11 protein-coding genes are annotated in these 20,390 nt (G+C 66.0%); 4 read left to right on the top strand and 7 right to left on the bottom strand.

Annotated features, from left to right (window positions below; all coding sequences use genetic code 11):
• Positions 1-26 precede the first annotated feature (26 nt).
• From DGN21_RS08820 to DGN21_RS08790, 7 genes are all read right to left on the bottom strand, one after another.
• The gene (locus DGN21_RS08820) at positions 27-2,930 is read right to left on the bottom strand and encodes a TIM-barrel domain-containing protein (protein ID WP_039520831.1); all 2,904 of its coding nucleotides are present in this window, start codon (positions 2,928-2,930) and stop codon (positions 27-29) included.
• Between the two features lie 122 nt (positions 2,931-3,052).
• Positions 3,053-4,723, bottom strand: coding sequence for a GH35 family beta-galactosidase GalD (gene galD, locus DGN21_RS08815; protein WP_126965846.1), 1,671 nt, complete (start codon positions 4,721-4,723; stop codon positions 3,053-3,055).
• A gap of 83 nt (positions 4,724-4,806) precedes the next feature.
• Entirely contained in the window at positions 4,807-6,723 is a 1,917-nt protein-coding gene (locus tag DGN21_RS08810) for a sialate O-acetylesterase (protein ID WP_184429152.1), read from the bottom strand.
• Between the two features lie 106 nt (positions 6,724-6,829).
• Positions 6,830-9,091, bottom strand: coding sequence for a cellulase (locus tag DGN21_RS08805; RefSeq protein WP_126965839.1), 2,262 nt, complete (start codon positions 9,089-9,091; stop codon positions 6,830-6,832).
• A gap of 110 nt (positions 9,092-9,201) precedes the next feature.
• The gene (locus DGN21_RS08800; protein ID WP_046342376.1) at positions 9,202-11,925 is read right to left on the bottom strand and encodes a TonB-dependent receptor; all 2,724 of its coding nucleotides are present in this window, start codon (positions 11,923-11,925) and stop codon (positions 9,202-9,204) included.
• Between the two features lie 338 nt (positions 11,926-12,263).
• Positions 12,264-15,194, bottom strand: coding sequence for a TonB-dependent receptor (locus DGN21_RS08795; RefSeq protein WP_126965837.1), 2,931 nt, complete (start codon positions 15,192-15,194; stop codon positions 12,264-12,266).
• A gap of 258 nt (positions 15,195-15,452) precedes the next feature.
• Positions 15,453-16,424 (bottom strand): LysR family transcriptional regulator, encoded by a 972-nt coding sequence (locus DGN21_RS08790; protein WP_024939782.1) that lies wholly within the window; start codon positions 16,422-16,424, stop codon positions 15,453-15,455.
• A 373-nt stretch (positions 16,425-16,797) separates the two neighbouring features.
• Here DGN21_RS08790 and DGN21_RS08785 point away from each other — a divergent pair, with 373 nt between their 5' ends.
• From DGN21_RS08785 to DGN21_RS08770, 4 genes are read left to right on the top strand one after another with little or no spacing between them, the layout of a single operon-like run.
• Complete coding sequence (locus DGN21_RS08785; protein ID WP_039520823.1) at positions 16,798-17,430, top strand: 2-dehydro-3-deoxy-6-phosphogalactonate aldolase; 633 nt, start codon at positions 16,798-16,800, stop codon at positions 17,428-17,430.
• Complete coding sequence (dgoD, locus tag DGN21_RS08780; RefSeq protein WP_102252485.1) at positions 17,427-18,575, top strand: galactonate dehydratase; 1,149 nt, start codon at positions 17,427-17,429, stop codon at positions 18,573-18,575. The genes DGN21_RS08785 and dgoD overlap by 4 nt, the downstream gene beginning before the upstream one ends.
• On the top strand, positions 18,569-19,480 hold the full coding sequence (locus tag DGN21_RS08775; RefSeq protein ID WP_104600621.1) for an SMP-30/gluconolactonase/LRE family protein: 912 nt from the start codon (positions 18,569-18,571) through the stop codon (positions 19,478-19,480). The genes dgoD and DGN21_RS08775 overlap by 7 nt, the downstream gene beginning before the upstream one ends.
• Positions 19,477-20,355: a 2-dehydro-3-deoxygalactonokinase gene (locus DGN21_RS08770; protein WP_104570437.1), complete on the top strand. Its 879-nt coding sequence runs from the start codon at positions 19,477-19,479 to the stop codon at positions 20,353-20,355. The genes DGN21_RS08775 and DGN21_RS08770 overlap by 4 nt, the downstream gene beginning before the upstream one ends.
• Positions 20,356-20,390 lie beyond the last annotated feature (35 nt).

Below are 20,390 nucleotides of genomic sequence, written 5' to 3'. Positions count from 1 at the left end.
ACTCACTGACTGACAACGAGTTGCGATCATCGACGACGCGCTTTGCCGGACGCAATCTTGCGCTGCAACACGCTGACCGGATTGCCGTCGTACTGGATGCTGGCATCGGTCCTGGGCTCCAGCGCACCGGCGTCCTCGCGCGGGCCGTCGACGAAGCGCACGTTGACGGTGCGCTTGGCCTGCATGCCGGTCCAGCTGCCTTCGCGCTTGCCGATGCTCAGCTCGCCCTTGGCCTGGTTCCAGCTCAGCGGAATGCGGCTGAACTCGCCCTTCTCGTAGCCGTAGCCCTTGCCGTCGTCCTCATACAGCGAGAACTGACCATCGGCACCGGTATAGACCACCACGGTGAGCGGCGCATCCGGCTTCTGATCCACGTATTCCTGCACCGGGCCGGTCGGCACGATGGAACCGGCGCGCACGAACAACGGCATGCGCTCGATCGGCGCGGCCGCTTCGATGCTCTGGCCGCCTTCGTAGCGCTTGCCGGTGGCGAAATCCAGCCAGCTGCTGCCGGCCGGCAGATAGACCTGACGCGAGGTGGCGCCGAAGCGGGTCACCGGTGCGACCAGGAAGGCCGGGCCGAACAGGTACTGGTCGTTGATGTCGCGGACCTTGGGGTCGTTCGGGAAGTCCATCATCATGCCGCGCATGATCACGCCATCGCGCTGATAGGTGTCGCCGGCCAGGCTGTAGATGTACGGCAGCAGCGCGTAACGCAGGCGGTTGTAGTACGCCATGCTGTCGTAGAACGGCGTGCCTTCCGGGGCGATGTTCCAGATCTCGCGGTACGGGAACTGGCCGTGCGAGCGGAAGATCGGCACGAATGCGCCGAACTGGAACCAGCGCGTGTTGAGTTCGCGCCATTCCGGCAGGTGTGCCGGGTCCTGGTTCTCGTAGCGCTTCTCCACCGCAAAGCCGCCGATGTCGAAGGTCCAGTTGGGCAGGCCCGACAGCGCCATGTTGACGCCACCGGAGATCTGGTCGCGCATGTCGTCCCAGCGCGAGACGATGTCGCCGCTCCACACCGCCACCGCATTGCGCTGGGTGCCGGCGTAGCCCTTGCGCGAGAGGATGAACACGCGCTTGTCGTCGGCCGCACGGTCGCCCACGTACACGCCATGGGTGTGCGGCAACGGGTAGGAGTTGAAGTATTCGGTGGACGAGCCCAGCGCGTTGGGCGTGGTGCGCGCCTTGCGCTCGCCGATGTCCAGGTTGGAATGCACGTCCGGTTCGTCGGCGTCCATCCACCACGCATCGAAGCCCTTGCTGTTGAGCTTTTCGTTGACCTGGCGCCAGTAGATCGCCTGCGCCTTTTCCGAATACGGATCGTAGAACGAGTTCTTGTAGCCCTTGCCGATCCAGTCCAGCTCACCCACTTCCACGTTGCGCTTGAACATGAAACCGGCCGCGTCCAGTTCCTTGTAGTTGGCGGTGGTGGGATAGAACTTGGGCCAGATCGAAATCATGATCTGCGCATGCATGTCGTGCACCGCCTTGACCATGCCGTCCGGATCGGGGAAATGCTGCGGGTCGAAATCGTGCGAGCCCCAGGCATTCTCGGGCCAGTACGACCAGTCGAGCACGATGTTGTCCAGCGACAACTTGCGCTTGCGGTATTCGGCCACCGCGCCGACCAACTCGTCCTGGCTCTTGTAACGCTCGCGGCTCTGCCAGAAGCCGTAGGCCCACTTGGGCAGCATCACCGACTTGCCGGTGAGCTCGCGGTAGCCGGCCACGGCCTGATCGTAGGAATCGGCCGAGACGAAGTAGTAGTCGATCATCTGGCCGGCTTCGGACCACAGCGACAGGTCCTTCGCTTCGGCGGCCGGCAGCGGGTCGCGGTGCAGCAGCGCGATGTAGCTGGGGTCGATCAGGTCCCACTCGACCTTGACGGTGTGGCGCGTGCCCGGCTCCAGATCCAGCTTGAACTCGTGATTCCACGGGTTCCAGTTCTGGCGCCAGCGATCGACGACCAGCTTGCCGTCCACGTACAGCTTGGCGTACTCGCTCGAATAGAGCGAGAAGGTGTGCTCGCCACCGGTGAGCGCTTCGATCTCGCCCTCCCAGGTGACCTGCATGCGGCTGTCCTTGTCCTTGGTGATCGCCTTCTTCGGATACTTGGTCAGGTCGCTGAGGTACTGGTAGTTCACCTCGCTCTCGCGGCGTTCGACGATCTGCTTGCCGTTGATCGCATAACGTGCGGTCAGCGCACCGGCCTTGCCCTTGGCGTCATACAACTTCAGCGTCTTGGGCAGCGGCTGCAGGCCGCGCGGGTCGCCCAGGCGGCTGATCGAGTTGTTGTCCCACAGCAGGCCGTAGTTGCGGCTGGACACCAGGTACGGCACCGCCATGTCGATATTGTTCTGCTGCAACTCGATGTTGCGGCCCTTCTGGTTCATCCAGCCCTGCTGGTGCTGGCCGAAGCCGTACAGGGCTTCGTCGTCGGGCGACTGGAAGCGCTGACGCACGCTCAGGTACTGCTTGCCCTCCACTTTCAGCGGCGCAAAACTGCGCCCGCCGGCAACCTCCGACAACACCGGCTTGCCATTGGCATCGGCGAAGCTGACATGGCCATCGACGGTGGACACGGTGGCGGTGACCTTGCCGGTCTTCAGCTGCACGCTGTCGCCCTGCTCGGCCAGCTGGAAGTTGCCATCGCCCTGCACCGGTACGCGCATCAGGCTGGGGCTGCGCGCGAAGTCGCCGTCCGGGTCGGCACTGACGCGGATGATGCCGGCATCGACCACCTGCAGACGCACCGGTGCGGCGCCCTTGGCGCTCGGCACCACGGTGACGCCATCGGCGGCCTTGCGCACTTCCTGCGCGTGCGCGGCATTGGCCAGCAAGGCCAGCGACAACGCCAGGCACTGCGCAAGCGGTGTACGTCGGGTGGCAGGCGCATGGCCGGCGGAACGGTTGATGGTTTGCATGTTCACTCCCTTGGATTACGAAACGCTGCCGCGGGGGCGGCAACGCATGGGTTCATTGCGTTCGACCTGGAAGCCGGCGTGCTGCGCAGCGATCTGGCTGCGCAGCAAGTGGCCGTGCAGGTTTACTTGTAAGTGGCCAGCTTGATCTTCAGCAGCTGCGGTGCGCTGGAAAAGTTGACGCCGTAATCGGTCTGGTCGCCGTTCCAGTTGCGCTCGAACTTCCAGTCGCTGCCGTCGTACACGCCTTCCTCGACGCGGTCGTAGAGCATGTTGGCGGTCGCCTCGCTGGCCGGATGCAGGGTCACGCGCACGTGGTAGCCGGTGACCAGGAATTCGTCAGGGCCGAGCTCGGCAATCAAGGCCGCGCCGATCGGCTCGGGGTTGCCCGGCGGCTCGCCCTTGAACCAGAACTGCGGCACGCCGTAGGTGATGGTGGCGCCCCAACGCTCGTTGAGCTGCAGCTCCTGCACCGCCTGGCCGGGTTCTTCGGCAGTGCCGTGCAGCTTGCCTTCGGACGCGGCCTTGGCGAACGGGCGCATGCCGCGCTTGACCAGCTCGAACCCCAGCGCGAACGGGGCCAGGGTTTCCGCGTTGACGTGCTTGGCGCCCAGCGGATAGTTGGAATAACGCGTGTAGTCCATGCCGAACGCCGACCAGCCGATGCCGTCGTGGCCCAGCGCGGGGAACAGATAGCGCGCGTATTCCGGGCGGTTGCCGGTTTCGGCGACGAACAGCGCATTGTCCGGGCGGGCGTAGCGCTCCAGTACCGTGGTGTAGGTACGGTACTCGGGCATGTAGATGTCCGGCGCCAGCAGGTCGATATGCGGGCCGGCGGCCTTCCACACATCCAGCACGTTGTCGGTGGGGCCGCCGCTGGCGTACTGGCCGGGCTGGCCGGGATTGAACGGGCCACGCAGTGCGGCGTTGACGTACATCGGCAGCGGGTATTCGGCCTTGCCGGCTTCGGCCACCTGGTCGATGTAGCGACCGATCGACCAGGCATGGAAGATCTCGTCCGCATCGGCACCGAACACCTGTGCCCAGCTGCCCGGCTGCTTGTTCAAGCGCTTGAGCAGCTCTTCCGGCACCGGGCCGTCGAACAGCTGCTGCGCCATCGGCGAGAAGTCGCGCACGCTGCCGTAGGTGCCCGGCTCGTTCTCGGGCTGGATCATGATCACGGTGTGCTGCGGATCGACCTGCTTGAGGTGCTGCATGAAGGCGACGAAGGCCTTGCGGTCGGCATCCAGGGTGGCCTGCGCATGCGGCGACAACGAGCCGATCGCCTTGCCCTCGCGCGTCACCACGCGCGGGAAGCGCTGGTTGTCGGTCTTGACCCAATGCGGCGCATACGCCGGGCCGTTGTTCTTCCAGGTCGCAAACCACAGCAGCACCAGCCGCACCTTGTGCTCGCGTGCCTGCGTGAGCAGCGTATCGACGAAGGAGAAATCGAACTTGCCTTCTTCCGGCTCGACCTGCTCCCAGGCGATCGGCACCTGCACGGTATTGGGGCCCAGCACCTGCATCGCCGGCCACACCTTGTCCATCACGCCGGGATAGTTGCTGGAGTTGTTGACCTGCGCGCCCAGGATCAGGAACGGCGCACCATCGACCATCAATGCGTGTTTGCCGTCCTTGCTGACGAACTGCGGCATCGGTGTCTGCGCAGCCGGCGCCGCTGCCGTGGCAGGCGCGGTCGCTGCGCTACCGGCAGTCGGTGCCACTGCGGCCGGTTTGGCTTTCTCTTCCTGCTCGCCGGATTGGCACGCTGCCAGGGCCAGCGTTAGCGCGGACAGCAGCAGCGGACGCAGGCAACGGCGTGCAGGGGAAGAAGTGATTAGACGTGCAACGGGGGAATGCATGGACATAGGACTCCGTGTCACCAGGTATCGGTGCGGAAGGGGGAAACGGGAAGCTGTTCGCGATTGACCAGGTTGGCGTCGTCCGGGTTTTCGCTCCAGCCGTAGCGCACCGCGACCGGTGCAGCCACCGCGTCGCTGCGCACGATCACGCGATCGCCCTCGATGCGCGCGGTGGCCGGATGGAAGTGTTTGTCGGCACCGGCGACGCGGAAACCCTGCACTTCGCCACCATTACGCACCTGCAACGCACTGCCTTGCAGATCGAAACTCAGCATTGCCTGACCATCGACAAAGCGCGCCTGCTTGAACACCGGCGCGCTGTACACCAGCGTTTGGCCGTACGCCACATGACGTGCAGCAAGCGCAAGGCGATGGCCGACATCGCGCTTGTTGGTGGGATGGATATCGGTGGGGTTGCCGATATCGATGATCACCGCCTGCCCGGTCGCCGGCAGCGCCAGCGTCTTGGACTGCGACTCGCGCAACAGTGCCCACGGACTCAGCTCGCCCTTGTCGCCGCCGGCCTTGAAGTTGGCCAGCTGCACCCACAGGAACGGCAGCGTTTTCGCGCCGCGTTCGGCGCGCCATTGCTGGATCATCGCGGCGAACTGTTCACGGTACTTCAGGGCGCCGGTGTCGCTGGCATTGGTTTCGCCCTGGTACCAGATCACGCCCTTGACCGGAAACGGCTGCAGCGGATGGATCATCTGGTTGTACAGCAGCGTGGGCAGCTGATTCTTGTTGTCGACCAGCGACACGCGCACGTCGGCGGGGCGGAACTTCCAGCCGCCCAACGCGCGTTTGGCACCGGCGCTGGTCTGCACGAAGCGCTGCTCGTCCGGGCCATGCATGCCGCCACCGCCGCTGAGATCTTCCACCCGCACCGCGATGTGGTTGACCCCTGCATGCAAGACCGAGGCCGGCACGGTGTAGACGCGCGGCAGGTTCCACTGCTTTTCGGTCGTGCCGACCTGCTGGCCATTGACGTAGGTGATGTCCGAGTCGTCGATCTGTCCCACGCCCAACCTGATGCCGGCCTTGGCTTCGGCAGCGCTCAGGGTGACCGTGGTGCGATACCAGGCGATTCCGTCCATGCCGTCATAGCCGCTGGATTCCCACTGCTGGGTGGTCGGAATGCTGTCCCAGTCGCTGTCGTCGAATGTCGCTTCGCGCCACTGCGGCATCTCGCCATCCACCTTGGGCCAGCGCGCGATGCGCTTGCCGGTGGCCGCCTGCGCAGCGGCATCGCGCTGCTTGATCGCCTCGATCGCGCCCTGGTTCTGCCCGGCATCCAGGCCCAGCGAGGTCGCATCCATCCACGCCTCGATCGCGCTGCCGCCCCAGGTGCTGTTGACGATGCCGATCGGTACGCCGGTGCTGGCGCGCAGCTCCTTGGCGAAGAAATAACCGACTGCGGTGAACTCGCCGGCGTTGTCCGGTGTGGCGGGCTTCCAGTCGCCGCCGGTCAGGCGCGCTTCCGGCTGCAGCGACCACGACTTGGGCACCTTGAAGTGCCGCAACTGCGGGTCGTTGGCCGCCGCCACCGCCTGCGGGCCATCGCTGGCCTGCGCCAGCGGCCACTCCATGTTCGATTGACCGCTGGCCAGCCACACATCGCCGACCAGCACATCGCGCACCTGCAACTCGCCGCCGTCGCCCTGCACGCTCAGCACATAGGGGCCGCCGGCCTTGTGTGCGGGCAGGCTGACCTTCCACTGACCCTTGGCATCGGCCTTGGCGGTGGCCCGCTTGCCGTCGAAGCCGACCGTGATGGCGGCATGGGGCGTGGCCCAGCCCCACACCGGCATCGCCTGGTCGCGCTGCAGCACCGCGCCATCGGCAAACAACAACGGCAGGCTCGGTTGCGCCAACGCAGCAGGGCTGGCCAGGACCAGGCCCAATAGGCAGCCACGACGGATGAGGGAAGCGGTCATGCAGTGATCTCCAGGGTCGGCGCGGCCACTCGGCGCGCAGCGATGCGACGGCGCATGCCGCCGTACACGGTAAGACAGCGCGATGACGCGCGCAGGGACGCAGCGCTCATCGTGGATCGCCGTAGAAGATGCCACGCCCACCGGTGGCGAAGTACACGCGCCCGGGGAGGCGCGGATCGCCGGTGACGCTGTAGGGCTTGCCGAACCGGTGCGCGTCGTCGTTGATGCGCAACCAGTGCGCGCCTTCATCGTCGGAGCGGAACACGCCGTCCACTCCATCCACGCGGCCGGCCAGATACAGCGCCGGCGGTGCGCCATCGCGCAGTGCCTTGCCAATGCCCAGCGAACGCGCCTCGTCCGGCCTGGACAAGGTCTGCAAACGCCCGTCCTGCCAGCGCATCACGCCCAGCGCGGGGCTGGCCAGATACACCACCCCTGCCCGCCACGGATCCGGGCGCAGCTGCGGGCGCGCCCGTTCGTCGCGCGCCGGATTGCCGGCCTGGGCACCGGTGTCGCGAAAGTTCACTGCACCATCGCGGCTCTCGTACAAGCGCCCGCTGGCGGTATCCACTGCATACCAGCGCCGCGCATCGACGCGATCGGCCACCGCCACCGCGGTCTCGGGCAGCCCCTGCACCCGCTGCCAGTGCTTGCCGAAATCGGCGGTGCGCCAGTTGCCGCCTTTCTCGGGCGCCCACACCACATGGGATGCATCGGCGGCGATGGCGATGTTGCCGGCGCCCTGCCCGGCTGGCGGCTCGCTGGCGAACGCCGTCCACTGCGTACCGCCATCGCGCGAATACAGCGCACGGATCTCGTTGTTGCGGCGATCGCGCACGGTGCCGCTGCGCACCACCCATTGTGCGGCCTGCCCGGCGGCATCGATGCTCTCGCCATTGGTCAGGCGCGGGCCGGCGTACTGCAGCTGCGCACGCTCCAGATCGTCATGCCGGAAGCCGTCGATATCGCCCAGCGCACTGAGCAGGTGCGCGCCCTGCATCGGGCTGAGCAGATCCAGCGGCACGGTCTCTTCCAGCCCACGATCCTGGAACCACCACTGCAACGGCCGCTGCTGCCTGGCGAAATCCTGCAGGTTGCGCGAAGCCCAGATGCCGTAGCCGGTGACGAACAGCGCGTGGTTGCTGTCGAACGGATCGATCGCCAGCGCGCCCATCCAGTGCGGCGTGGCCTGCGCGGTCCACGGCGCTGCGCTGTGATCGAACTGCGCGCCCGCCAGCAACGGAGTCCAGCTGCGCCCGCCGTCGACGCTGCGGAACAGCTCATCGCGCGGGCTACGACGGCGGAAGGTGCTGGCCAGCAGCACCTGCGGCTGTTGCGGATCCACCGCCACCGCGCCCCAGCCGAAACCATCGCCGCTGGCCGGCTGCGCGATCGGGCTGATCTCGCTCCAGCGCCCCTGCGCCGGGGTGTATTTCCACAGCGCGCCGCCGGCCATCAGGTCCGGCCCGGGCTGGTCGCCGTAGCTCAGATACCACTGCCCATCGCTGCCGCCGGCCATATGACTGGGACGCAGGCCCTTGGGCTGCCCGGCCACCGCCGACCAGCTGCGACCGGCGTCGTCGGAGACATACAGACTGGTCTGCGCGGTGGACACGCCGACATAGATGCGCGGGGTCGGACGGCCGGCACGGCCGCTGGCGGCATCGAAGACGACAAAGGCGATGCCCACCGCCTGCTCGCGTCCGACATGATTGCGCGCCGTCGCGCCCGCCATTGCCTCGGCGGGAAATGCATCCACCCGCGCCCAGTGCGCGCCGCGATCGTCGCTGCGCCACAGGCCTGCATCGCGTGAGCCCAGCAACAGCACACGGCCATCGTGCGGGTCCACCGCCAGCCGTTCGCCATTGGCACGGCCCAATTGATTGCCGCCGAGTTTGAACGGCAACTCGGCACGCTCGAAACTGCGGCCGCGATCAAACGAACGCAGCACCGCAGCATTGCCGGCGCGCTCGTGCATATAGGTGCCCGCAGCCAGATACAGCGCCTGCGGGTCGGCAGGATCGACCGCGAACGCATCGATCCCCATCAGGTTCCAGTCGTCGGCACCCAGCCAGTCGGTCAAAGCCACCCACTGCTGCGCGCGCGCATCCCAGCGGTACGCACCACCGACATCGGTACGTGCATACGCAAGGTCGCGCTCGGCGGGATGAAACAGCACACCGGTGACGAATCCGCCACCGCCGATGGCGACGCTGCGCCATTGGTAAGGCCCCTGCACCGCCGGGTCGGCGGCCTGCAGCGGCAGGATCGAAAGCGACAACAGCACCAGCAGTGCCAGCCATACACGGACCAGCCACATCGCTGCGGTAACGCGGCGCACAGTAGGCGGATCGATCACAGCGATCATTCCTCCGGCTCCTCTTGCGATCGACGGCCTGCCGTCGATAGGAAAAACACCGGCCCGACGGGCTGCCTGCACAGCTCGCCGGACCGGAGACGCACTTCCTACGGCGCGTTCTACAGGCTGGCCCGCAATGTCAGGCCATACCGACGATCGTTGATCACGAAGTCACGGTAGCGCGACTCGGTGCCCAGATAGCTTTCGCGGCGGGTATCGAGCAGATTCACGCCATCGAGCGAAATCGACCACACATCATTGATATTGAAACGCAGCGAGGCATCCAGCTGGCCGAAGCCCTTGTTGTAGACAGGCAGGTTGCCGGTGCCGTTGCCCGCGGTGGTCACCAGCCAGTCGCTGCGCCAGTTGTAGGCCACACGGCCCTGGAAGCGCGAGGTTTCGTAGCTGAGGATCGCGTTGTAGCTGTTCTTGGACAGGCCTTCCAGCGGCACGGTCAGCGCCTGGCCGTTGGTGTCGGTGGCGGTGGGGCTCGGCGCCTCGCTGTCGACATAGGTGTAGTTGGTCTGCAGGCCGAAGCCGCTCAGCCAGCCCGGCAGGAAGTCGAAGAACTGCGTATAGCCCAGTTCCGCACCGCGGATCTTGCCGGCATCGCCGTTGACCGGACGGGTGATCTGCCAGACCTGGCCGTCGTAGACCTCGTTGAAGACGGCATTGGCGATGAAGCCTTCGACCTTCTTGTAGAACAAGGTGCCGTACATCATCGAGCCCTGGCCGAAGTACCACTCCAGCGCGGTGTCGAACTGGTCGGCCTTGACCGCTTCCAGACTCGGGTTACCCGCGGTACCGGTGAAGGTCGAGGCACCATTGGAGGTGCCGGTGCTCAGGCTCAGGTTCGGGTTGAGCCGGTCGAAGGTGGGACGGGAGATGCCGCGCGAGGCCGCAAAACGCCACTGCAGCTGATCGCTCAGCATCCAGCGCAGGTTCAAGCTGGGCAGCACGTCGGTATAGGTCTGCTGCGCATCCACCGGGATCAGTCCGCCGCCTTCGCTGTCGGTTCCGGTGCGCACGCCCTGCGAGCCCACCTCGGTGCGCACCACGCGCACGCCGATGTTGCCGTCGAACGGAATCGAGTCGCTGTCCACGCCGAAGCGCAGCACGCCATAGGCCGCGTAGGTCTTCTCGTTCTGCGTATTGATGTTGTTGGGCGCAAATTCCAGCGGGCTGGCGCCGAAGGTAGCCAGGGTCTGCTCGTAGTTGGCCACTGCCGAGTCGGCAGCCGTCAGCGTGCGGCCGAAGGTGCTGCTCTCACCGCGGAAAAAGTCGGTGATCGGGTTGGTCACCAGACCGATGGTCGGGTACTGCGAGAACGGCGTGCCCGAGCAATCGTTGATGCACATGAAACGGTAGATATTGCCCTTGGTCTCGGCATCGCGGTCGGTGTAACGCACACCGGCCTTGAAGCTGCGCACGAAGTCGCTGTCGAAGGCCAGGTCCATGTCGGCGCGCCAGGCGAACTCGGTGCCCTTGTTGTCGTCCTTGTTGTCCAGGTGCCAGCGCCAGCCGTCGTAGTTGTTGGCATCGGCCAGATAGCCTTCCGCGCCGCTGGCATCGGTCACCGACAGGCGCGGCAGATCGCCACGGAAGTCGACGTTGAACTGCGGGCTGGTGTCCTGCCCGGTGGCGACGATGTAGCGCGTGCCCTTGGTGGTGGCATCGACGTACTGGAAGTCGGTGCTCAGGGTCAGCTTCTCGTTGACCGTCCACTTGGCGCCCAGCGAGTAATCGGTGGTCACCGAATGCCGCTCGGTCAGACTGGTGTTGGATTCGGTCGGCACGTTCTGGAACGAGCCATTGACGAACTCGTTGCGGTCGTTGACCTGGATGCCCGGCAAGCCCTGCATCGGGTTGGCGCCGGTCAGGGCGAAGAACGAATAGTCGTGCCAGCTGAAGTCATAATCCGAACGCAGCACCTGCGTGTAGACCTCGACCGAATCGTTCGGACGCCACTGCATTGCGAACGCACCGGTCTTGCGCTCGCGCTCACCGATGGTGGTGTTGATGCCGGCGCCGTGCGGCACCGACACGCCCTGGCCTTCATAGCCCGGCAGATCGGTCTGCGTGTACCACGGCTCGATCGAGATGGTGTCCTGGCGGAACGGGCTCTTCTGCTGCGAGTAATTCACCAGCAGGCCGATCTCGCCGATGCCGGTCTGCCAGCGATCGCTGAACAGGCCCGAGAACGCCGGCTTGCCGTCGTCGGCCAGGTCGTAATAGTTGTACTGGACGCTGCCGGCGATCTTGCGGCCGTCGTAGTCGAACGGCAGGCGCGTGCGCAGGTCGACGGTGCCGCCCAGGCCACCTTCGATCATGTCGGCCGAGGGATTCTTGTACACGTTGACGCCGCCGAGCAGTTCGGCCGACACGTCCTCGAAGCTCAGGCCACGGCCATCGTTGGCGGTGAAGATGTCACGGCCATTGAGTTCGGTGCGCACCTGGGTCAGGCCGCGGATGGCGATCGAGCTGCCTTCGCCGTAGTTGCGCGAGATCTGGATACCGGAGATGCGCTGCAGCGCCTCGGCGACGTTGTTGTCGGGCAGCTTGCCGATGTCTTCGGCAACGATGGAATCGACGATCTGCTCGGCATTCTGCTTGACCAGCTGCGCCTTGGTGACGCTGCTGCGCGTGCCGGTGACCTGCACGGTGTCGAGCTGCTGGGTGGTGGCGTCCTGAGCCGGGGTGGCTGTGGTGGTCGCGTCCTGCGCGTAGGCCTGCGTGCTCAACAGCGTGGCCACACTGAGGGCCATCACGGAGCGGCGGAAATCACGGATCGAACGCTGACCCACAGTCCGGCCTGCCGGAATGTGGCGATGTTGCACTGACATGGTGCTCCCTCCCAGGACGCATGTACTTCTAATTTTTAGCGGGCCGGTGCGCGAACGCCCTGCCCGTCGTTGGTGCTGGCCCGCATCCGCCCACGACCGGAAGGCCGGGCGGTGCGATGCGTGGTAATCCTGACAAGGCTTACCTAGCGGCTGCGGCCGGAGCATAGGGCGGCGCTGTCGTGCCACACCAATGAAATATTCCTGGAAAGCTATTCGTAAAAACTATAGCAACGCCAACAAACCCGCCGGGTATGGCATTGCGGATCCGGACGGCCGGAGCGGCCAAAGCGGGCTCAAGTCTGCGAGCCCGCGCACGGCAGTTCCGTGATGGCCCGCGCTTACCAGTTCATGCGCAGCACCAGCGAATAGCGCCGGTCGTTGACGAACGAGGAGCGCGTATACAGACGCGGATCCACCTCGCCGCCTTCGTACGAGGTCGGCCCCATCAGCACCTTGGTCACCGTGTTGGTCAGGTTGTTGGCCTGCACGCCCAGTTGCAGGTGCTCGTTGAAGCGGTAGAAGAACGAGCCGTCGAGCTGGCCGTAGTCGTCGGCCCAGGTCGGCAGACGGGTGGACGCATCGCTGGTGGTCAGCAGGTAGCGCGAGCGCCAGTTGTAGGCCAGACGCAACGACAACGGGCCCTTCTCGTAGATACCAGCCAGGTTGTAGCTGCGCCGCGACAGGCCTTCCAGCGGTAGCTCCACACCGGTGACGGTGGTATTGGTGTACGGGTCGGTGGCGGTGTTGGCGCCGCCCTGGCTGTCGACGAAGGTGAAGTTGGCATTGACGCCGAACCCGCTCAGCCAGCCCGGCAGCTGATCGAAGAACTGGGTATAGCCCAGCTCCGCGCCGCGGATGGTGCCCTCGTCCATGTTGTACGGGCGTGTCACCAGCCAGGGGCGGTTGTCGTAGATCTCGCTGCGGGTCTGGGTGGAGAAGTAATCCTTGACCTTCTTGTAGAACAGCGTGGCGTACAGCATGTCGCTGGTGTCGAAATACCACTCCAGCGCGGTGTCGAACTGGTTGGCCACCATCGGCTTGAGGTTCGGGTTGCCGGCGGTGCCGACAAAATCGGTCGCCTGGCCGGCGTCGTTGGTTTCCACGTTGAGCAACACATACGGCTGCAGCTGGGTGTAGTCCGGGCGCGCCATCGCCTTGGAGGCGGCAAAGCGCCACTGCAGGCTGTCGGTGAAGCGCAGCCGCAGGTTCAGGCTGGGCAGCACGTTGGTATAGCTGCCCTGGGAGTTGTTCTCGAAGTACTGCCCGGTATAGCGCGCCTGCAGTTCCGGTGAGACATTGAGACCGGCCAGGTTCTGGAACTGGCCAAAGCCTTCGGCCTGGGTCTTGGTCTGCACCACGCGGATGCCGATGTTGCCGTCCACCGGCACGCCCCAGGCCTCGTCATTGCCGAAGTACAGCGCCGCGTAGGCGGCCTGGGTGCGTTCGTGCTGGCGGTTGGTGTCCTGCGGCTGATAGGTGTCCGGCGCCCAGCCGTAGCCGCGCAGCGCCACGATCTGCTGGATCATCTGCGAGGCGGAGCGGTAGTTGTTGACCAGGCTGCTGTTGGGCACCACCAGCGTGGTCGGCACGTTCACCCCGCCGCGGAAGAAGTCGGAGAAGGTGAACAACGACGACTGGTCGGTCATGAACTCGGACATATTCGCCAGGCCGTTGCTGGTGCCCGGAATGGCGGCCCAGTTGTCGGAGATCACGCCCCAGTTGTAGCCGGAATTCTTGTTGATCTGGTTGCGGTCGGTGGCGCGCATGCCGAAGCGCGCAAAGCGCAACCAGCTGCTGTCATCGAAGGTGTATTCCAGATCCACACGCGTGGACAGCTGCCGCCCGCGGTTCTTGCCCAGGTGATCCATCGCCGCCGCCCAGAAGTAGTTGGACGGGTCCTGGGTAAAGCCCGGATTGGCGATCTGCACGCTGGGATATTTGCCCGACACGTCGTACGACAGGCCCGGCAGATAGGTCGCACTGAACACGGTGAAATCCAGCTGCTCGTTCTCCGACTCCACCAACTGCATATCGCCCTTGATCTGCAGGTTGTCGTTGAAGAAATGGCTGAAGCCCACCGACATGTCGGTGGTGGTGGTGCGCTGTTCGGAATAGCGGTTATCGGTATTGAAGCGCACACCATCGCCGGTGAGCACCCCGCGCCACGAGCTGGATACCGGCGAGCCGCGCAGGAAGGCGCCGCGATCGTCGTAGTCGAAGGTGGTGCCCGGTGCCGGCGTGATGCTGTTGTTGCTGTCGTTGAAGAACGCGGCGCGCTCCTGCCAGTTCATCTCGTAGCGCGAGCGCAGGAACTGCGCATAGATCTCGGTGGCGTCGCTGGGCTTCCACTGGAACGCCGCCGCGATCCCGTCGCGCTTGCGCTCGAAATCCAGCTGACGCCAGTTCACCCCGCCCGGCACGAACACTTCGCTGCGCCCGCTTCCGGCCAGCACGGCCTCATCGGTCCGCCGCACGTACGGCTCCACCTGGATGCCGTCCGAGCGCGTGGCCAGCTCCGAATGCGCGACATCGATCATGAAGCCCATTTCGCCGATGCCGGTGTTCCAGCGGTCGCTGAACAGGAACGAGGCCGACGGCTTGTACTTCTTGCTCATGTCGCCGTAGTTGTAATCGACATTACCGCCGACGATCCGGCCCGGATTGTCGAACGGCATGCGCGTACGCAGATTGACCGTGCCGCCCAGCCCGCCTTCGATGATTTCCGCCGAGGGGTTCTTGTAGACGTCCACACCGGCCATCAACTCGGCCGGCACGTCTTCGAAGCTCAGCCCGCGGCCGCTGGCGGCGCTGAAGATGTCGCGCCCATTGAGTTCGCCGCGCACCTGGGTCAGGCCGCGGATCATCACGCCGCTGCCTTCGGCGGAGAAATGGTCCGGATCGCTGCGTGCGGCGAAGTGATCGATGGTCACGCCGCTGACGCGCTGCAGGGTTTCGGTGACGCTGCGGTCGGGCAAGGCGCCGATGTCTTCGGCACTGACCGAATCCACGATCTGGCTGGCATCGCGCTTGATCACCTGCGACTTGATCAGGCTGGCGCGCACGCCGCGCACTTCCACCGTGTCCAGATCCACCGCGCTGGTGCCGCCATTGGCGCTGGAGGCGGCCTGCGACGACTGCGCCTGTTGCGCATAGACGGGGGCGGCGAGCAGCAACCCGATGCTGACGGCCATGGCCGAATGACACAAACGCGGGGTACGACGTGCGTGCACGCCCGTCCCTGCCGAGGCATGGCTTGAAAACTTGTACATCTGAATCCCTCCCAGGACGCAAGACGACTGAAGACTGGTTGTCGCGGCGCCGCGACGCGGCCCGCGTGATCACGGCGGAGCCGGCACGGACGCCTGCCCCTCCCTCTATCTGACGGTTTGCCCGCCGATCACCTGCCCGACTTCACGTGCGCTTCAGCGTGCGATCTGGCTCACAGATATAGGCGCGTGGTCTAGCGCCAGCCAATGAAAAATTCACAGCCTGGTATTCCGTGCCGGAATACAAATGGAAGAGCCCGCTTAACCAGTGGATTCCGGCCCGCGCAGACCGGGGTACAAACGCCGCGCGGTGGTGCGCAGCGCCTGCAGAATGCGCTCGGCCCCGGGCGGCAGGATGTAATCGCGCCGCCGGATGATGCCGAACGACTCCATGCGGACGCCCAGCTCGATCGGCAGCACGGTCAGCAGCTTGGCCTGGATCAGCGGCGCCACCGACTCCACCGGCAAGGCGGTCAGCATGTCGGTGCCACGCAACAGCGTGGAGGTCACCGGCAGCGACGAGGTCTCGATCGCATTGGTCGGCGTCTGCACGCCGTGCTCCATGAACATCGAATCCAGCCGCGCGCGCAGCACGCTGTCGGCCGGCGGCAGGATCCAGCCATGCCGCACCAGATCCGCATGCTGCAGGCCGGTCCGACTGGCCAGCGGGTGGCCGGCACGCGCGATCACCGAATGCGGCTCGTCGGCCAGCGGCTCGAACTCCAGCTCGCCCACGCCTTCGGGCCCCAGGATGCGGCCGATCACGATGTCCAGCTGGCCATCCAGCAACTTGGCCACCAGCGGGCGGCTGTAATCCATTTCCACCCGCACCAGGATGTCGGGGAACTCGCGCTTGACCTCGGCGATCGCCTGCGGCACCAGGTTGGTGCCCGGATTGACCACCGTACCGATCGAGGCCTGGCCCATCCTCCCGGCGCGCAGCGCGGCGATCTCCTCCTGCGCCCGGCCGATCTCCGACATCGCCGCACGCGCACGCCGGATCAGCACATGGCCGTACCAGGTGGGCTCCACCCCGCGGGCATGCCGCTCGAACAGTTTCACCCCCAGCATGTCTTCCATTTCCGCCAGCAGCTTGGAGGCGGCCGGTTGGGTCATGCTGGCGGCCTCGGCCGCGCGCAGCACCGAGCGTTGTTCGTGCAGATGCAGCAGCAGCAGGAGCTGGCGCGTCTTGAGGCGGGCAGCGTTGAACCAGGGAGTGCCGGAATTTGCCATGGGGTATCGCCACGCAGCTGTATTCGTAGGAGGAATAGAATATGCCGAAAATTTCATTTGCAGCACATATCTCCCCGCGCGAGGCTATCGAACGCCGCAGCAGGAGCCCCTACCTCCCGGGCGCGGCCAGAACAGACGTGACCCATCTTCCACGAGATGGCAACACGCACGCCATGATTGCGGAGGTGGACGACGATGACGGCAACTTGCCGGCCAATTGCAGGCCGTTGGAGTGCGCACGCAAGTGCCGCAGCCAACTCGTCGCGGCTGCCTGCCGCCCTCCGCGCGCTGCTAGGCAGCGCTGCAACTTCCCCCGACGCTGGCGCCCATCCGGACGCCGACGGCCGCTTTCCGCTCTATCGCGAGTAACACGATGACCTCAGACACCACCGCCAGCCTGTTCGCCCTGCCGCTGATCGCCATCCTGCGTGGCATCACGCCGGAAGAAACGCTCGACCATGTCGGTGCACTGATCGACGCCGGCTTCGACGCGATCGAGATCCCGCTCAATTCGCCGCGCTGGGCCGAGAGCATCGCCCTGGCCCAGCAGACCTACGGCGAGCGCGCCTGGATCGGCGCCGGCACCGTGCTGCGCAACGACGATGTCGACACCCTGGCCGAGATCGGTGCGCGCTTCATCGTCACCCCGAATACGCGCCCGTCGCTGATCCGCCATGCGGTGTCGCGCGGGCTCACCGTGGTGGCCGGTTTCGCCACCGCCAGCGAGGCGTTCGACGCCATCGATGCCGGCGCCACGATCCTGAAGCTGTTCCCCGCAGCCACCTATGGCGCCGCGCATGTGCGCGCGCTGCGCTCGGTGCTGCCCAAGCACATTCCGGTCTACGTGGTCGGCGGCGTCAGCCCGCAGACCCTGGCCGGCTTCCTTGCCCAGGGCGCCGCCGGCGCCGGCATCGGTGGCGAACTGTACAAACCCGCGCAATCGCTCGAAACGACCCAGACGCATGCACGCGCCTTCGTGCAGGCCTACCAGGAACTGCAAGGATGAAGATCACCCGCCTCACCACCTACCACGCCGCACCGCGCTGGCTGTTCCTCAAGGTCGAAACCGACGAGGGCATCACCGGCTGGGGAGAGCCGGTCATCGAAGGCCGCGCGCGCTCGGTGGAAGCCGCCGTGCACGAACTGGCCGGCTACGTCGTCGGCAAGGATCCGGCGCGCATCAACGATCTGTGGCAGACCATGTACCGCGCCGGTTTCTACCGTGGCGGCGCCATCCTGATGAGCGCCATCGCCGGTATCGACCAGGCCTTGTGGGACATCAAGGGCAAGGCCCTGGGCGTGCCGGTGTACGAGCTGCTGGGCGGGCTGGTGCGCGACCGCATGAAGACCTATCGCTGGGTCGGCGGCGACCGCCCGGGCGCAATCATCCAGCAGATCACCGACTACCGTGCATTGGGCTTTGACACCTTCAAGTTCAACGGCACCGAGGAGATGAAGCTGATCGACAGCGCGCGCGCGGTCGATGCGGCGGTGGTCAAGGTCGCCGAGATCCGCGAGACCTTCGGCAACAGCATCGACTTCGGCATCGACTTCCACGGCCGCGTCGGCGCGCCGATGGCCAAGGCGCTGCTGCGCGAGCTGGAGCCGTTCAAGCCGCTGTTCGTCGAGGAACCGGTGCTGGCCGAGCAGGCCGAGTACTACCCGCGCTTGGCCGCGAGCACCTCGATTCCGCTGGCGGCCGGCGAGCGCATGTTCTCGCGCTTCGAATTCAAGAACGTGCTGTGCGCCGGCGGTATCGGCATGGTGCAGCCGGACCTGTCGCATGCCGGCGGCATCACCGAGTGCGTCAAGATCGCCGCGATGGCCGAAGCCTACGATGTCGGCTTCGCCCCGCACTGCCCGCTCGGGCCGATCGCGCTGGCCGCCTGCCTGCACGTGGACTTCGTTTCGCACAACGCGGTGCTGCAGGAACAGAGCATCGGCATCCACTACAACGAAGGCGCCGACCTGCTCGATTACGTCATCAATAAAGACGATTTTCAGTGTGTCGATGGCAGTATCGCCGCGCTGCCCAAACCCGGGCTCGGTGTGGAGATCGACGAAGACATGCTCAAGCGCGCAAACGAAAATCCGCCGGACTGGCGCAACCCGGTCTGGCGTCACAGCGATGGCAGCATCGCCGAATGGTGAGCACGCCCGAACACACCGCCGTGCTGGCGGTCGACAGCCGCTGCACGCATGGCGAAGGCGTGCTGTGGTGCGAGCAACGTGAAGCGCTGTACTGGGTGGACATCAGCGAGAAGCGGCTGTGGCGGCATCATCCGCACAGCGCACGCACGCAGTACTGGACGCTGCCGGACCGCCCCGGTTGCCTCGGCCTGATGGACGACGGCCGTCTGCTGATCGCGCTGGCCAAGTCGGTCTGCATCGCCGACCCGGACAACGCCGACGCCGACACGCTGCCGCTCGAGCACCTGGCCGATATCGAAGCCGACAACCCGCACACGCGCAGCAACGACGGCCGCGCCGACCGCAACGGCAACCTCGTGTTCGGCACCATGGACGAGCACGACCACAAGGCCGCACGCGGCGCGATGTACCAGTTTTCGCTGCGCCACGGCCTGCGTGCATTGCCGCTGCCGGGCGTGTCGATCCCCAACTCGATCTGCTTCAGCCCCGACGGCCGCACGCTGTATTACTGCGACTCGCTGCGCCCGCAGATCCTGTGCTGCGATTACGACGCCGACACTGCGCAGACCAGCAACGTGCGCGTGTTCACCACGCTGGATCGCGACGATGCCGAGCCGGACGGCTCCATCATCGACAGCGAAGGCCATCTGTGGAATGCGCAATGGCGCGCCTGGCGCGTGGTGCGTTACCGCCCCGACGGCAGCATCGAGCGCATCGTGCAGTTGCCGGTCAAGCACCCCACCTGCAGCGCCCTCGGCGGCGCCGCGCTGGACCGCCTGCACGTGATCAGCTCGCGCCTGGACCACAGCGCCGAAGAACTGGCGCGCACGCCGGAAGCCGGCGGTCTGTACGTCTGCGACGTGCCGATCAAGGGCCTGCCCGAGAGCCGGGTGGCCAGCGCATGATCGCCATCGACTGGGGCACCAGCAGCCTGCGCGGCTACCTGCTCGCTGCCGACGGCACGGTGCTGGAGCAACGCCGCGGCAGCGACGGCATCCTGGCCTGCCAGGGCCGCTTCGCCGAGGTGCTGAGCACGCTGATCGACGGCTGGGACGGCCCGCTGCTGCTGTCGGGCATGATCGGCAGCCGCAATGGTTGGGTCGAGCAGGCCTATCTGCCCTGCCCGGCCGATACCGCCGCCCTGGCGCAGGCGATGCGCAGCTACGCCGACCTGCTGCCCGGACGCACGCTGTGGTTCGTCCCCGGCGTAAGTACCGGCGAGCAGCACGGCGTGCCCGATGTCATGCGTGGCGAGGAAACCCAGCTGGTTGGCCTGATCGCCGCACTCGGCGATGGCGAACACGTCGCCTGCCTGCCCGGCACCCACAGCAAATGGGCGCAGATCGCGCACGGCCAGCTGACCGGTTTCGCCACCGTCATGACCGGCGAGCTGTATGCGGTGCTGCGCCAGCACAGCATCCTGGGCAAGTTGATGCAGGACGACCCTGCGGACCTGGACACCGATGCCTTCGCGCAAGGCGTCGACCGCAGCGCCGCGCCCGGTGGCCTCAGCCACCACCTGTTCGGCGCCCGCACGCTGGGCCTGTTCGACCGCCTCACCGCCACCGCGCTGCCGTCCTACCTCTCGGGCCTGCTGATCGGCCACGAACTGCGCGAGCAGCGCGGCACTCACGCCACCGTGCACCTGGTCGGCAGCCCCGGCCTGGCGCAGCGCTACGCGCTGGCGCTGGCGCAGTTGGGCGTGCGGACGCAGCTGCATCGGGAAGATCTGGCTGCCACGGGATTGTTCGCACTGGCCAGGCAGCGCGGGCTGGCCTGACCGGAGACGGTCAGAACCGCGCCGAGCGGCCAGGG

The sequence above is a fragment of the Xanthomonas sp. MLO165 genome, from assembly GCF_018831305.1.
GTDB lineage: Bacteria > Pseudomonadota > Gammaproteobacteria > Xanthomonadales > Xanthomonadaceae > Xanthomonas > Xanthomonas arboricola.
The sequence above is the reverse complement of the archived record's forward strand: the minus strand, read 5'-3'. Positions and strand labels throughout refer to the sequence as shown.